At 56.0% G+C, this 14,755-nt stretch carries 13 protein-coding genes; 10 read left to right on the top strand and 3 right to left on the bottom strand.

The window, feature by feature from the left end; genetic code table 11:
* Positions 1 to 564 precede the first annotated feature (564 nt).
* From OCT58_RS08540 to pyrE, 5 genes are read left to right on the top strand one after another with little or no spacing between them, the layout of a single operon-like run.
* Positions 565 to 1,494: an aspartate carbamoyltransferase catalytic subunit gene (locus OCT58_RS08540; RefSeq protein WP_267202446.1), complete on the top strand. Its 930-nt coding sequence runs from the start codon at positions 565 to 567 to the stop codon at positions 1,492 to 1,494.
* Between the two features lie 15 nt (positions 1,495 to 1,509).
* A complete protein-coding gene (pyrC, locus tag OCT58_RS08535) occupies positions 1,510 to 2,799 on the top strand; it encodes a dihydroorotase (protein ID WP_267202445.1) in 1,290 nt (429 codons plus the stop codon).
* A complete protein-coding gene (locus tag OCT58_RS08530) occupies positions 2,796 to 3,722 on the top strand; it encodes a dihydroorotate dehydrogenase (protein ID WP_267202444.1) in 927 nt (308 codons plus the stop codon). Before pyrC ends, OCT58_RS08530 begins: the two co-directional genes overlap by 4 nt.
* Positions 3,719 to 4,441, top strand: coding sequence for an orotidine-5'-phosphate decarboxylase (pyrF, locus tag OCT58_RS08525; RefSeq protein WP_267202443.1), 723 nt, complete (start codon positions 3,719 to 3,721; stop codon positions 4,439 to 4,441). Before OCT58_RS08530 ends, pyrF begins: the two co-directional genes overlap by 4 nt.
* Positions 4,442 to 4,454: 13 nt before the next feature.
* Positions 4,455 to 5,096 carry an orotate phosphoribosyltransferase gene (pyrE, locus tag OCT58_RS08520; RefSeq protein WP_267202442.1) on the top strand — a complete coding sequence of 214 codons (642 nt, stop codon included), beginning with the start codon at positions 4,455 to 4,457 and terminating at the stop codon, positions 5,094 to 5,096.
* A gap of 269 nt (positions 5,097 to 5,365) precedes the next feature.
* Here pyrE and OCT58_RS08515 read toward each other — a convergent pair whose 3' ends face one another.
* Positions 5,366 to 6,541, bottom strand: a complete 1,176-nt coding sequence (locus OCT58_RS08515) for an SAM-dependent methyltransferase (protein ID WP_267202441.1) — start codon at positions 6,539 to 6,541, stop codon at positions 5,366 to 5,368.
* 172 nt (positions 6,542 to 6,713) lie between these two features.
* Here OCT58_RS08515 and OCT58_RS08510 point away from each other — a divergent pair, with 172 nt between their 5' ends.
* The 5 genes from OCT58_RS08510 to purB all read left to right on the top strand — a co-directional run bounded on the left by OCT58_RS08510 (position 6,714) and on the right by purB (position 12,682).
* The gene (locus tag OCT58_RS08510; protein WP_267202440.1) at positions 6,714 to 7,769 is read left to right on the top strand and encodes an AI-2E family transporter; all 1,056 of its coding nucleotides are present in this window, start codon (positions 6,714 to 6,716) and stop codon (positions 7,767 to 7,769) included.
* Between the two features lie 115 nt (positions 7,770 to 7,884).
* On the top strand, positions 7,885 to 9,546 hold the full coding sequence (locus OCT58_RS08505) for a formate--tetrahydrofolate ligase (RefSeq protein WP_267202439.1): 1,662 nt from the start codon (positions 7,885 to 7,887) through the stop codon (positions 9,544 to 9,546).
* Positions 9,547 to 9,709: 163 nt separating this feature from the next.
* Positions 9,710 to 10,195: a 5-(carboxyamino)imidazole ribonucleotide mutase gene (gene purE, locus OCT58_RS08500; RefSeq protein ID WP_267202438.1), complete on the top strand. Its 486-nt coding sequence runs from the start codon at positions 9,710 to 9,712 to the stop codon at positions 10,193 to 10,195.
* 1 nt (position 10,196) lies between these two features.
* Positions 10,197 to 11,312 (top strand): 5-(carboxyamino)imidazole ribonucleotide synthase, encoded by a 1,116-nt coding sequence (purK, locus tag OCT58_RS08495; protein WP_267202447.1) that lies wholly within the window; start codon positions 10,197 to 10,199, stop codon positions 11,310 to 11,312.
* A 74-nt stretch (positions 11,313 to 11,386) separates the two neighbouring features.
* A complete protein-coding gene (purB, locus tag OCT58_RS08490; RefSeq protein WP_267202437.1) occupies positions 11,387 to 12,682 on the top strand; it encodes an adenylosuccinate lyase in 1,296 nt (431 codons plus the stop codon).
* A 64-nt stretch (positions 12,683 to 12,746) separates the two neighbouring features.
* Here purB and OCT58_RS08485 read toward each other — a convergent pair whose 3' ends face one another.
* Both OCT58_RS08485 and OCT58_RS08480 read right to left on the bottom strand, forming a co-directional pair.
* Entirely contained in the window at positions 12,747 to 13,265 is a 519-nt protein-coding gene (locus tag OCT58_RS08485; RefSeq protein WP_267202436.1) for a GNAT family N-acetyltransferase, read from the bottom strand.
* 78 nt (positions 13,266 to 13,343) lie between these two features.
* Entirely contained in the window at positions 13,344 to 14,624 is a 1,281-nt protein-coding gene (locus OCT58_RS08480) for a homoserine dehydrogenase (RefSeq protein ID WP_267202435.1), read from the bottom strand.
* Positions 14,625 to 14,755 lie beyond the last annotated feature (131 nt).

Here is a 14,755-nt window from a genome sequence, read left to right as displayed (position 1 = left end):
GGCCACCTAATTAGTAACCGCGATTACTACTTAGGTGGCCTTAAAATTAACGAATTACTTTTCAAACGACATCCTGTAAGAACCGACCACTAATTGTCAAGCTCTTAACTTAATGACATTGCTCCAGCAGTGGGGTGCTTTTTTTAATCACCCGGTTCAAATTAACGAAATTCAATTTTTCGCAAAACTAGTGTTGACATTCATGAGGGAAACGACTAGTATTATTGGCAAGCAAAATACCTTTAACTTAGTCCAGCGAGGCTAGGAAGGATTTATCTGAGCGTTAGAATATCTCGACCTTCTTAGCCTAGTGCTGAGGAGGTCTTTTTTAACAGAATTTCCTCGACCCCCAGTGCTAGGCAAGATGAACGCCCACCTCGATCAAATAGGTATTTTCGAAGAACTGAGCCTTTTAATTGCGTCCTGTGAGAGCAAAAACGGTGCAGTGTTTTCGGCCTATCCTTTAATATAAGCAAAAAACACCCAAGCAGCGCAAACTCGACCAGAACCAGGCCAAGTTCCCGCTGCTTTTGTTGTATCTAGATTAAAAAGGAGATCTATTTGATGATTAGTACTGAACGCATTCAACCAAACGTTGTCACTGTTGCCGACATGGACGCTGCCGACGCCCTCGACCTGATCAGCGAGGCCGAAGACTACAAGCACGGCAAGCAGCCGCACCTGAACCGGCCGGCATTCGCAGCCAACCTCTTCTTCGAAAACTCCACCCGGACCAAGACCAGTTTCCAGATGGCCGAAATGAAGCTCGGCATGCACGTGATGCAGTTTGAAGCGGGCACTAGTTCCGTCAAGAAGGGTGAGAGCCTCTACGACACCGTCAAGACGATGGAATCCATCGGGGTTAACATCGCGGTAATCCGCCACCCCGAAAACGAATACTACAAGTCCCTGATTGCCCACCCAGGCCTGAAGATTGGGATTGCCAACGGTGGGGACGGTTCCGGCCAGCACCCATCCCAGTGCCTGCTGGACATGATGACCATCCACGAAGAATTCAACGACTTCAACGGCCTCAAGGTACTGATTATCGGTGACCTGTCGCACTCCCGGGTTGCCCACTCCAACGCCATGATGCTCAATCGCCTCGGTGCCAAGGTTTACTTCGCCGGCCCACAGGAATGGTACGACGACGAGCTGGCCAAGTACGGAACCTTTGGCGACTTCGACGAACTGCTGCCGGAGATGGACGTCGTTAACCTCTTACGGGTCCAAAACGAACGGCTGTCCGGTGCCGAAAACGGGGCTTTTGACGCCGAAGCATACCACCAGCAATACGGCCTGACCCGCGAACGTTACAACAAGATGAAGAAGGGTGCCATCATCATGCACCCGGCTCCGGTTAACCGCGGTGTCGAAATCGACAGCGACCTGGTTGAAGCACCAAACGCCCGGATCTTCCGTCAGATGCAAAACGGGGTCTTCGTGCGGATGGCAATCTTAAGCCGGATCCTCCGCTACCAAGGCATTATGTAATCGCGGGTGAGTGCAATGAGCCAAACCCTATTAAAACATGGCCGGCACCTGGTCGGCGAAGAACTGGTTCCCTGCGACGTCCTGATCGAGGACGACAAGATCAAGGCGATCGGCGCCGCTCTGAACGCAGCAGAAGACGCCACGGTGATCGACCTCAATAACAACCTGATTACCCCCGGCCTGATCGACATCCACGTTCACCTGCGGGAGCCAGGCTACACCAACAAGGAAACGATCGCCACTGGCAGCCGAGCCGCGGCCCACGGGGGCTTTACCACCATTGCTGCCATGGCCAACCTCAAGCCAACCTGCGACACGCCGGAACGCTTCAAAAAGCAGGTGGAACGCAACAAAAAGGACGGCGCCATCAAGATCATCCAGTACTCCCCGGTTACCAAGGACCGGGCGGGGAAGGAACCGGTCGACGTGGCCGCCCAGTACGCAGCGGGCGCCCGGCTCTTCAGCGATGATGGTGCCGGCATTCAGGACGCCGGAGTGGTCTACCGGGCCATGCAGCAACTAGCTGCTCACGACCTGGTGATGTGTGACCACGCCCAGGACAACCAGCTGGCCAATGGCGGGGTCATCAACGACGGTCCTGTGGCCCAGAAGCTGGGACTGCCGGGGATGCCAAAGATCAGCGAAACGGCGCAGATTGCCCGCAACATCGTGATCGCCCAGGCCACCGGTGCCCACTACCACGTCTGTCACGTTTCAACCAAGGAAAGCATCGAGTTGGTCCGCCACGCCAAGCAATTGGGGATCAACGTGACCTGCGAAGTGACGCCGCACCACCTGCTGCTCGCGGATGCTGACATTCCCGGCGACGACGCCGAGTTCAAGATGAACCCGCCGCTACGGAGCCGGCAGGACCAGGAGGCTTGCCTAGCCGGCCTCTTGGACGGGACGATCGACTGCATCGCCACCGACCACGCACCGCACACCGACGCCGAAAAGCACCAGGGCTTCTTGGCATCGCCAAACGGCATTGTCGGCAGCGAGACCGCCTTTGCCCTGCTCTACACCCGCTATGTCAAGAACGGGATCTTTACCCTCGGCCAGCTGATCAACTGGCTGACCGAAAACGTCAAGAAGGTCTTCAAGCTGGACAACGTTGGCCTGCTCAAGGTTGGCGACCCGGCGGACATTGCGGTCTTTGACATCGACCACCAGGACACGGTCAAGGCCGACCAGTTCTTCTCGAAGGGTCACAACACGCCCTTCATCGGCGACCAGGTTTACGGCATGACGGACAAGACCTTTGTTGATGGCAAGCTCGTCTACGATCGGGAGGAAGAGAAATGAAGAAGGAAGAACGACTCCACGTGGAGCTGCCCGGCCTGTCACTGAAAAACCCGGTGATCGCGGCCAGCGGCACCTGTGGCTACGGCCAGGAGATCGCCAAAAACTACGACATCAACCAGTTGGGCTCGCTGGTCTTAAAGTCGACCACCAAGAACCCGCGCTCGGGCAATCCCCGTCCCCGGGTCTGCCAGACCACGGCCGGCTGGCTGAACGCCAACGGTCTGCAAAACGTCGGCGTTCAACGGGTGGTTGACGAGAAGCTGCCCTGGCTCCAGGTCAACTATCCGAAGCTGCCGGTGATTGCCAGCGCGGCCGGTTTCTCCACCAGCGAATACGTTGAGGTGGTTGACCGCTTGACGAACGCGGCCGGGGTAAATGCCCTGGAATTAAACGTTTCCTGCCCGAACGTCAAGCACGGCGGCCTGGCAATGGGGACCGATCCCGCGGTCTTGGAGGACCTGGTCCACAAGGTTGTCAAGGTGGCCCATGGGGTGCCGGTTTACGTCAAGCTGACGCCCAACGTCACCAACATCGTGCCCCTGGCCCAGGCGGCCGAGCGCGGCGGGGCCAACGGGCTGACGATGATCAACACCCTGACCGGGCTCAGCATTAACCTTAAGACGCGCCGGCCGGTCCTGGCCAACGTTACGGGCGGCCTGTCCGGTCCGGCCCTGAAGCCAATGGCCCTGCGGATGATTCACCAGGTCCGCAGCGTCTCGAAGATTCCAATCATCGGTGTGGGTGGCATTGAAAGTGCCGAGGATGTCTTGGAATTCATGATGGCCGGGGCCAATGCGGTGGAGGTTGGCGCGGCCAGCTTCCACGACTCCTTGGCACTGCCGAAGATTGTGGCAGAACTACCAATGACGATGGATAAATACGGAATTGAAAAATTAACGGATCTCTGGGAGGTGAAGTTTTGAAACGCTACGTACCAATGGTGGCAATTGATGTTGCCACGAAGGCCGGGGCCGTCGAGCTGTTTGACGAGCTTGTCGACGTAACTCCGAAGCCGATTGTCAAGATCGGAATGGAAATGTACTACGGCCTTGGTCAGGAAATCGTCAAGGAAGCCCAGAAACGCGGCTTCCAGATTTTCCTTGATCTCAAGCTCTACGACATTCCCAACACGGTGCACCGGGCAATGGCCGCGATCGGTCGGCTCGGCATCGATTTCACGACCATTCACGCGGCCGGTGGCACTGAGATGCTGACGGCCGGTCTGGCGGGCCTGGAAGAAGGGGCCGTCGAGGCGGGGGTACGGCCAGCCAAATTATTGGCGATCACCCAGCTGACCTCGATTGACGACCAGATCTTGCATGAACAGCAGCACGTCGACCTCTCCCTGATTGAGTCCGTTCAAAACTACGCTCAACTGGCCGAGGGTGTCGGCCTGGCCGGGGTAATTTGCTCGGCCCGGGAACTGCCGGCCATCCGACAGGTTACCCGTCCAGATTTTCTCTGCATCACTCCCGGTATCCGGCCATCCTTGAAGGTTCATGATGACCAGAAACGGGTCGTGACCCCAGCACAAGCCCGGGAGCTGGGCAGCAACGGGATCGTTGTCGGGCGACCAATCACCCAGAGCGACGATCCGGTCGCAGCCTACCAGCAGATTCAGCAAGCATTTTTAGCAGATTAGGAGGAAGATTACTATGACTTATTCACAAAGAGTTGCTAAGGCATTGTTAGACATTCACGCGGTTACCCTGTCCCCAGAAAAGCCCTACACCTGGGCTAGTGGCCTCAAGGCACCGATCTACACGGACAACCGCCTGACCATTTCCTATCCTGACGTTCGGCAGGCCATCTACAACGGCATGGAAGAACAGATCAACCTCCACTTTGCGGATGCTGATGTGATTGCCGGGACTGCCACCGCCGGGATTCCGCACGCAGCCTGGGTTGCGCAGGAAATGGGCTTGCCAATGGTTTACGTCCGGACCAAGCCGAAGGACCATGGCCAGGGACACCAAGTCGAGGGTGTTCTCAAGCCGGGTCAAAAGGTCGTAGTGATCGATGACCTGATCTCCACTGGCGGCAGCGTCTTGAACGCTGTCCGGGCAATCAACAACACCGGTGCCCAGGTAATCGGCGTCGTGGCCGTCTTCACCTACCAACTCCAGGCGGCGGAACAGAACTTCCTGGCCAATGACCTGAAGTACTACGCCGTTACGGACTACACGACCCTGATCAAGGAGGCCGAAGCAACAGACCAAATCAGCGCCGACCACCTGAAGTCTCTCCAACAGTGGCGTGAAGACCCAATCAAGTGGAGCAACGACCACAAGGATTAAGCAACGGCTGAAAATACCGCAACCAATCTAGATCTCCAAAAAGAGGCATGCAGAAATTTGCATGCCTCTTTTGTGTTGGCTTATAAGAAAGCCCTCAGCAGTTTGATTTCTGCTGAGGGCTTTTAGTGCTGATTGTTAATTGCACTCGGATTGATAACGTGCAAAAAAGCGAGCCCTTAGTGTCTATCTACGAACGAAGGCCGACGCTTGCAGCGCCAACCTCCGCCCGCAGTTAGCCATACGGCCCGCTGATCGTTAATTGCACTCACTTATTTTGTCATATAATCCCGCGTCATCGGCAGGTTCTTGCCGGAGGCGCCCTTGGTGATCAGGTACTGGATGACGTCGATGTTGCCGGACTCAAACGATGCGGCGCAGGCCTGCAGGTAGAGGTCCCACATCCGGGTGAAGCGTTCGCCCATCATGTCCTGGATTTGGGTGCGGTGAGCGTTGAAGTTGGCGTCCCAGATCTCCAGGGTCCGTTGGTAATGCCGCCGCAGCATTTCGATGTCGGCGATCTGCATCTGGTTCTCCTCGATGTGCTGGATCATTTCGACCAGGCCGGGAACGTAGCCACCCGGGAAGATGTACTTGTTGATCCAACCGTTGTAGGCACCGCCCTGCTGCCGGGTAATTCCGTGGATCAGAGCGACCCCGTCATCCTTTAAGTAGCGGTAGATGTCCTTGAAGTAGAGGCCGAGGTTCTCCTTGCCGACGTGTTCAAACATGCCGACGGAGGTGATGTAGTCCCACTGCTGGTTGCCCAGTTCCCGGTAGTCAATCAGCTTGACCTCGGCGACGTCTTCTAAGCCGTCCTTCTTAATCTGATCTTGGACAAAGCGGTACTGTTCCTCACTCAGGGTCACCCCGGTCACCTTGAGCTTGTACTCCTTGGCCGCCGTCAGCATCAGGGTTCCCCAGCCACAGCCGATGTCTAAGAAGGTCTTGCCGGGCTGTGGGTCGAGTTTCTTCAAGATGTGGTGAACCTTATCCTCTTGGGCCTTGGTCAGATCATCGCGGTTACCACCGGTGAAGTAGGCACAGGAGTAGGTCATCGTGTCGTCCAGCCAGAGTCGGTAGAAGTCGTTGCCGACGTCGTAGTGGCTCTGCACGTCCGATTCACTTTCCTTTTCGGAGTGCCCCTGTTTGGGCATGAATTTGCGGAACTTGGAATTGCGCATGAAGCTGCCGGCACTCTCGTAGGCGGATTCAATCAATGCTTGGATGCTGCCCTGAATTTCGATCTTACCATCCATGTATGCTTCCCCAAGTGCAATTGAGGCGTTCTTGGTGACGTCACGAATCGGAATCTTTTCCTTGAACGTGATGGTAACCTCTGGTTCGCCGTCACCATAAACCACGCTGGAACCGTCCCAGAAGATGATCTTCACGGGGATGTTGAAAGAGTGGCTTAAGAGTGACTTGTAGAACGTCTTTTCTAACATTTAAAAGCATCCTTCTTTCTCCAAATAATGACATTATTATAACACTCTGGCCTTGGATGACTAGGAAGAAGGCGTCCGATGGGACAAACACTGGCAATTGTTGCCGGAATGTGGGACCGGTATTAAAATTAGATTAGTATCTTTTTAAACTGTTCGAAAGGTGATGGTTAACGTGACGGATGCCTGGCGCCGTTTTATCAAAAATGTCGAGCTGCGCCGCTTTGTTGTCTTATTTCTCGTAATCTTCTTGCTGTGGCTGATGCGGTCGATGATGAATATGATCCTCTTTACCTTTATCCTGACCTTCATCGTGGTCACCTGGGTCAACTTCGTCCGCCGCTGGCTGCCGAAGTTCTCAATTAAGCTGCTGGTGGTTTTGACCTACCTGGTCTTAGTCTTGCTACTCTACTTCGGGATTACCAAGTACCTGCCCGTCCTGGTGCACCAGGTCATCAAGATGGTCAACTCGGTCATCAAATTTTACAGCAGCCGGGACGCGACGACGCTCTACCACTACGTCAGCCGCTACGTCAGCTGGTCGACGATCATGGCCCAGGTCAAGCACGGCCTGACCTTTGCCGTCAGCACCCTGACGAGCATCGGGGCGATCACCGTGACCTTCTTCCTCTCCCTCATCCTGAGCTTCTTCTTCGCCCTCGACCTGAAGGAGACGGCCGCTTTCTCCAAGCTGTTTTTGAACAGCACCTTTGGCTGGTTCTTCCAGGACCTGGCCTACTTTGGCAAGAAGTTCGTCAATACCTTCGGGGTGGTCTTGGAGGCTCAATTCTTCATCGCCATCTGCAACACCGCGATCACGACGATCTGCCTGCTCTTCATGAAGATGCCGCAGATCCTAGCCCTGGCCCTGATCGTCTTCGTCTTTTCCCTGGTCCCGATGGCTGGGGTGATTATCTCGACAATCCCGCTCAGCCTAGTGGCCTACTCGGTTGGCGGGATCCGGGACGTCATTTACATCATCATCATGGTGATCGTCATCCACACCCTCGAAGCCTACGTCCTCAACCCGAAGTTCATGTCGAGCCAGACCGACCTGCCGATCTTCTACACCTTCATTATCTTGTTGGTCAGCGAGCACTTCTGGGGCACCTGGGGCCTGATCGTCGGTGTGCCAATCTTTACCTTCCTGCTCGACATCCTCGGGGTGAAATCGATTCGCCAGAAGGAAAAGAAGGGGGCACGGCCCAGCACACCCACGGCCGAAAATTGATTAAATTCATGATTTGGCCTTTACGATTAGCCGATTAGCGAGTATTGTTATGATATAAGTTAACTATATTTCTTTTCTACAAATAATCGTTCGTATTTTATGGAGGAAAACCATTATGATGACTGACATTGAAATCGCAGACCAAGCGGAAATGAAACCGATCAAGGAAATCGCCGAACAGATTGGCCTGGGCGAAGACGACATCGAGCAGTACGGTAAGTACAAGGCCAAGATCAGCCTGCCCGTCGCCGCCCACCCGGACAAGAAGCACAAGTTGGTCCTGGTCACCTCGATCAACCCAACGCCGGCCGGCGAAGGGAAGTCCACCATCCTGGTTGGACTGGGGGATGCAATGAACCAGCTCGGTCACCAGACGATCATCGCGATGCGTGAACCATCCATGGGTCCCGTCTTCGGGATCAAAGGGGGCGCGACTGGCGGTGGCTACAGCCAAGTGGTTCCAATGGAAGACATCAACCTCCACTTCACCGGTGACCTCCACGCCCTGACCAGTGCGAACAACACCCTGGCGGCCCTGATTGACAACTACATCATGCGGGGCAACGAACTGGGGCTCGACCCACGCCGGGTGATCTGGAAGCGGGTCGAGGACGTCAATGACCGCGCACTGCGGAACGTGGTTACCGGGCTGGGCGGCCTGATGCAGGGGGTTCCACGCCAAACCGGCTTTGACATCACGGCGGCCTCCGAACTGATGGCGATCCTCTGCCTGTCCACCGACCTGATGGACTTAAAGAAGCGGGTTGGTCAGATCGTGGTCGGCTACACCTACGATAAGCAGCCAGTTACGGTCAAAGAGCTGCACTTCGCCGACGCGATCACGATCCTGCTCAAGGACGCAATCAAGCCGAACCTGGTTCAGACTTTGGACCACACCCCAACGATCATTCACGGGGGTCCATTTGCCAACATCGCCCACGGCTGCAACAGCGTCTTGGCAACCAAGACCGCGCTGCAGCTGGCTGACTATACGGTCACGGAATCCGGCTTCGGGGCCGACCTCGGGGCGGAAAAGTTCATGGACATCAAGCGCCGCGTCCTGGGCAAGAACCCCGATGCGGTTGTGATCGTCGCCACCGTCCGGGCCCTGGAATACAACGGGGGCGCCAAGCTGGCCGACTTGAAGGACGAGAACCTGCCGGAGTTGAAGAAGGGGATGGCCAACCTCAACCGCCATATCAAGAATATGCAGCGCTACGGGGTTCCCTTGGTCGTGGCGATTAACCACTTTGCCACCGACACTGAAGCCGAGATCAAGATGATCGCGGACAACTGCAAGCAGCTCGGGGTCAACGTTGTCGAGGCTGATGCCTGGGCCAAGGGCGGTGCCGGGACGCACGCGCTGGCCGAAGAAGTGGTTCGCCTGACTGAACAGCCGAGCGACTTCCACGAGCTCTACAGCCTGGACGCCACGCCGGAGGAAAAGGTCCGGACCGTCGCCACGAAGATTTACGGTGCCAAGGACGTTGAATTTAGTCGCAAGGCCCAGCGCCAGCTCAAGCAGTACGCTGAACTGGGCTGGAACAAGCTGCCGGTCTGCATCGCCAAGACCCAGTATTCCTTCACCGATGATCAGACCCAGCTGGGGGCACCGGAAGGCTTTACTTTCCACATCCGGGGATTCGTGCCAAAGCTGGGGGCCGGCTTCATCGTCGCCCTCGCCGGCAACATGATGACTATGCCGGGCCTGTCTAAGGTGCCAGCCGCGGTTAACATGACGATTGACGAGAAGGGCAAGATTACTGGATTGTTCTAAAAAGATTATTTGAGCTGGGAAAGTCATTTGTGCTTTCCCAGCTTTTTTGTTCCGACAGATAATCCGAACATTAAAATTTAATATATGGAGAAAGTTCGATAAAACCATTGAATTTACATGCCGGTTTTGTTATCTTTAAAGCAGATTTAAGGAGGGACCAATGATGAGTGAAATCAGTGTTGTGATGGGTAGTAAGTCCGACTGGCCAACGGTTAAGGAAGCCTGCATGATCCTGGATCAGTTCGGGGTCGACTACAGCAAGCAAGTTATTTCCGCCCACCGGATGCCAGACGAAATGTTCGCCTTTGCTAAGGGCGCCGTTGCCAACGGGACGAAGGTCATCATCGCCTGTGCTGGTGGGGCCGCCCACCTGCCGGGGATGATTGCGGCGAACACGCCCCTGCCGGTGATCGGGATTCCGGGCCAAACCCACGCCCTCGGTGGGATGGATTCCCTGCTGTCGATCGTTCAGATGCCGGCCGGGATTCCGGTTGCCACCACGGCGATCGGGGTGGCCGGGGCTAAGAACGCGGCCCTGTTGGCCCTTCAGATTCTCGGCATTAATAATGCCAAGATTCAGCAACAGATTGTCGACTACCGCAAGCAAATGCACGACCAAGCCGCAGAAAGCAGTGCACACCTTGACTAAGATGATTCAACAGGGACAGACAATCGGTATTATCGGCGGGGGCCAGCTCGGCCAAATGATGGCCCTGGACGCCAAACAAACGGGGATGAAGGTCATCGTTCTCGACCCGACCCCGGCATGTCCGGCCGGCCAGGTGGCGGACGACCAGATCGTGGCGCCCTATGCCGACGTCAAGGCGATCGAGGAACTTGCCCGCCGCTCGGACGTTTTGACCTACGAATTTGAAAATGTCGACTTGAAGGCCCTAGAAGACGTTGCCGACAAGGTCTACGTGCCGCAGGGGACCCACCTGCTTTACACCACCAAGAACCGGATCCGCGAGAAGACCTTCCTGCGCGATGCCGGGCTGAAAACGGCGCCGTTCATGGCCGTCAAGAATGCTGACGACCTGAAGGCGGCCGTTGCCAAGATTGGCTACCCCTGTGTCTTCAAGACCTGTGAGGGTGGCTACGACGGTCACGGCCAGGAGGTCCTGCACAGTGATGCCGACCTGGCTAAGTGTGACGGAATCCTGTCAACCAAGGATGCCATCCTGGAAGGCTGGGTACCGTTTGAACTGGAATGTTCGGTAATGGTGGGGCGCAACGAGAACGGCGAAGTAACGGTCTTCCCCGTTTCTGAAAACATCCACCACGATGAAATTCTGCACCTGAGTATCGTCCCGGCACGGATTTCCCCGGCCCTTCAGGAAAAGGCGCAGCAGATGGCGGTCAAAATCGCTCACGCCATTGACCTCCGGGGGATCCTGGGCGTCGAAATGTTCGTTGGCAAGGACGGCCAAATCTACATCAACGAGCTGGCACCACGGCCGCACAATTCCGGCCACTACACGATCGAGGCCTGCAACTTCTCCCAGTTTGCGATCCACAACCGGGCGATCTGCAACTGGCCGCTGCCCAAGATTGAGCTTTTAAAGCCGGTTGTGATGGTCAACGTCCTCGGCCAGCACGTCGCCGGGGTTCGGGAGCAGATCGCCCACAAGCCGAACTGGCACTTCCACGACTACGGCAAGGCGGAGATTCGCCACAACCGGAAGATGGGCCACGTCACGATTTTGACGGACGACATTGAACAAACATTGAAGGAAATTGACGAAACTGGCATCTGGGAGAAGTAAAGTTCGGCTTTACGGCCAAGCGGTGCCTGTGCGATAATGATGGCAGAACGAAAAATAGAGAGGAAATTTAACTGATGATTGATCGCTATACTAGTCCTGAAATGAAGAAGATTTGGAGCCTGAAAACCCAGTACCAGTGCTGGCTGGAAGTTGAAATTGCCGCCGACGAAGCCTGGAGCAAGCTCGGTCACATTCCGGCCGAAGACGTTGAAAAGATTCGTAAGAACGCCAAGTTCAGCGTCGAAGGAATCGCCGAAATCGAAGCCGTCACCCACCATGACGTGATCGCCTTCACCCGTGACGTTTCCAAGTCTCTCGGCCCCGAACGGAAGTGGGTCCACTACGGGATGACCAGTACCGACGTTGTTGATACCGCCCAAGGTCTGCGGCTGAAGCACGCCAACGACATCATTCGCAAGGACATCGACGACTTCATGGAGGTCTTAAAGAACCTGGCCGAAAAGTACAAGTACACGGTCTGCATGGGCCGGACCCACGGAATCCACGCGGAACCGACCACCTTTGGACTCAAGGCGGCCCGCTGGTACTCCGAAATGAAGCGGAACAAGGAACGCTTCGAACACGCGGCCCGCGGTGTTGAAGCCGGTAAGATCTCCGGTGCGGTGGGGACCTTCGCCGAAATCGACCCCTTCGTTGAAAAGTACGTTTGCGACAAGCTTGGTCTGCGGGCCCAGGAAATCTCCACGCAAGTGCTGCCCCGGGACCTGCACGCCGAATACATCGCTTCAATTGCCCTGATCGGGACCAGTATGGAAGAGATGGCGACCGAAATTCGTTCCCTCCAGCGGACGGAAATCCACGAAGTCGAGGAGCACTTCGCCAAGGGACAGAAGGGTTCCTCTGCAATGCCACACAAGCGGAACCCAATCGGCTCAGAAAACATCTGCGGCTGTGCCCGGGTTCTGCGAGGCTTCATGGTGCCGGCCTACGAGGACGTTCCGCTCTGGCACGAACGGGACATCTCCCATTCTAGTGCTGAACGGATGATCCTGCCGGACGCTACCTCGCTGATCGACTACATGCTGAAGCGCTTCGGTCGGATCCTGAAGAACCTCGACGTCTTCCCAGAGACGATGAAGAAGAACATGGACAAGACGCTGGGCCTGATCTACTCCGGCCGGGTTCTGCTCAAGCTGGTCAACTCCGGCATGACCCGGGAAGCGGCTTACGACCTGATCCAGCCATACACCGCCAAGTGCTGGGCCGAACAGATTCCGTTCCGGCCACTGCTGGAGGATGACCCAACCATCCAAAAGCAGCTGAGCAAGGAAGACCTGGACGATGCCTTCGATTACCACTGGCACCTCCGCAACGTCGACACGATCTTCAAGCGGGTCGGCCTGGACTAATTGAATTAAAATGACAAAACGGGACCCGATAAACCTACAGATTTATCGGGTCCCGTTTCTGCCTTTATGGGTGATTGGGAAAATTCTTGCCATAGATCTTAAGCTCGCGGTACCGACCGCCGACCTTGGAAATGTCTGGCAGCTGGCCCCAGTGTTCGTAGCCGCAGCTGGTGAAAAGACCCTGGCTCGGGACATTTTCGGCGTAGATATAGGTGATCACGGTCTTGAAATGGAGATGTTCGCGAATCTGCTGGTCGGCAAAGTTCAACAGCATCCGGCCAAGTCCGTGCCGGTGGGCCTGTCGATGAACGTAGATGGCGATCTCTGCCGAATCGGCGTAGGCAGGGTGGGGATAAAAGTGCTCGAGGGCACACCATCCACGGACCGTGCTGTCGACCGTGACGACCCAGAGTGGATGGCGGGCGTCAAACTGGGCAAACCAGTCTGCACGCTCCGCCACCGTGATGGGCACATCCTCGTCGGTTGCGATCCCGCTAGTGACGGCTTCGTTGAAGATTGCAATGATTGCCTGCTGGTCGCTGGGTTGGGCGCGGCGAATCTTGATGTTGGCCTTGCACGTCATTTGAATCGACTCCTTAAATAAAATTACTATTATTGTAACCGAAAAACGCGTTTCCCCAAATCGGGAAGGCGCGTTTTCTTATACGGTCACTGGAGCTGGTGTGGTCTGCCAGCTATTCGCCAGTGGCAGGGCCGCCACCTGCTGGTGACTCTTTTGGAGTTTCTTCATTAAAGTGTTTAACTGTGCCTGTGTGATCACGGGGGTCAGGCCGCTCCAGTAGTGGTTGCTGGTTACCTGGCGCTCCCACTGCGCGGTGGGAACGCTGGAAGCGATGGAAAGCAGGTTGCCCGTTCCCGCGATCGTGATGAGATAACGCTGGGGCACTGCCGCCAGCGACCGGGCACGGGCCGGCCGCCGGTAGCTGTTGAACTCGCGGCCGCAGTTACCCTTGACGATGTCGTCACCGGTGGCCAGCAGGTCGCTGAGGATGCTGTTGGCGGTTGGAGCGGCCCCGGCACCCGGTCCGGTGTAGGTTGTTTCACCCAGTGCGTCGCTTTGGATAGCGATTGCGTTTTGAACGCCGTTGACGTGGGCCAAGGGTTCAGCCGCGGGAAGTGCCGCCGGACCAACGAAGGAGAAGAGCTGGTGGTTGAACTCCTTGGCAACGGCCAGGAGTTTGATCTTCAGCCCCAGTTGGTCGGCGCTCTGGAGCTGGGCCGGTGTGATGGCGGTGATTCCCTGGGAGGGAACGTCGGCGCAGCGCAGCGACTGCCCGAAAGCAAAACGGCTCAGGATGATCAGTTTGTAGGTGGCGTCGATCCCCTGAACGTCGTTGGTCGGGTCGGCCTCGGCATAACCCAACTTTTGGGCCGCCTGGAGTGCCGTGGCGTAATCCTGCTTTTTCCGGTCCATGGCGGTCAGGACGTAGTTGGCGGTGCCGTTGATGATACCCGTGATCTGGGTGATCTGGTCCGTTTCAAGGCTGCTGGAGAGGATCCGCAAAATCGGGATGCCCCCGGCGACGCTGGCCTCATAGAAGAAGTCCACCTTGGCCGTCTTTGCCAAGTCCAACAGCTCCGGGCCCGCCGTGGCTAGCAAGTCCTTGTTGGCGCTGATGATCGACTTACCGTTTAAGATTGCCTGGCAGATGGCGACTTTGGCCGGTTCAATCGTCCCCATGGCTTCAATCACGATTTGAATTTCCGGGTCATCGACCACCGTGGCGACCTTGTCCGTTAAAATCGTGCCCGCGGGCAGGTCGTCATTTTGATGCCGGGCGAGGTTGTGCACCGCCACGCTCTTAAGCTTAAATTGAAAATCCTGCGTCCGCGAGATCTTCGGAGCTTGCTTTTGCAGGAGGGCAACGACGCCCTTGCCGACGGTGCCGAGGCCTAATAATCCAATCGTGATTGTTTTCATTGCAATTTCTCCTCGTATTCTATAAATATATCCTTTCGGATTTTGCTACTATACAACTTGTTTTCTGGTCACCGCATGATAACCTCTAATTATCATTGGCTTTGGTCAACTGGTATAGGTTAAATTCTCCT

The sequence above is a fragment of the Limosilactobacillus kribbianus genome, from assembly GCF_026413145.1.
Classification (GTDB): Bacteria; Bacillota; Bacilli; order Lactobacillales; family Lactobacillaceae; genus Limosilactobacillus; species Limosilactobacillus kribbianus.
This window is presented reverse-complemented; position numbering and strand designations above follow the sequence as displayed.

What these genes read in the sequence shown, in the direction of transcription:
- OCT58_RS08540 (WP_267202446.1), top strand. Translation starts at nt 565, where the DNA reads ATGATTAGTACTGAACGCATTCAACCAAACGTTGTCACTGTTGCCGAC.
- pyrC (WP_267202445.1), top strand. Translation starts at nt 1,510, where the DNA reads ATGAGCCAAACCCTATTAAAACATGGCCGGCACCTGGTCGGCGAAGAA.
- OCT58_RS08530 (WP_267202444.1), top strand. Translation starts at nt 2,796, where the DNA reads ATGAAGAAGGAAGAACGACTCCACGTGGAGCTGCCCGGCCTGTCACTG.
- pyrE (WP_267202442.1), top strand. Translation starts at nt 4,455, where the DNA reads ATGACTTATTCACAAAGAGTTGCTAAGGCATTGTTAGACATTCACGCG.
- OCT58_RS08515 (WP_267202441.1), bottom strand. Translation starts at nt 6,541, where the DNA reads ATGTTAGAAAAGACGTTCTACAAGTCACTCTTAAGCCACTCTTTCAAC.
- OCT58_RS08505 (WP_267202439.1), top strand. Translation starts at nt 7,885, where the DNA reads ATGATGACTGACATTGAAATCGCAGACCAAGCGGAAATGAAACCGATC.
- purE (WP_267202438.1), top strand. Translation starts at nt 9,710, where the DNA reads ATGAGTGAAATCAGTGTTGTGATGGGTAGTAAGTCCGACTGGCCAACG.
- purK (WP_267202447.1), top strand. Translation starts at nt 10,197, where the DNA reads ATGATTCAACAGGGACAGACAATCGGTATTATCGGCGGGGGCCAGCTC.
- purB (WP_267202437.1), top strand. Translation starts at nt 11,387, where the DNA reads ATGATTGATCGCTATACTAGTCCTGAAATGAAGAAGATTTGGAGCCTG.
- OCT58_RS08485 (WP_267202436.1), bottom strand. Translation starts at nt 13,265, where the DNA reads ATGACGTGCAAGGCCAACATCAAGATTCGCCGCGCCCAACCCAGCGAC.
- OCT58_RS08480 (WP_267202435.1), bottom strand. Translation starts at nt 14,624, where the DNA reads ATGAAAACAATCACGATTGGATTATTAGGCCTCGGCACCGTCGGCAAG.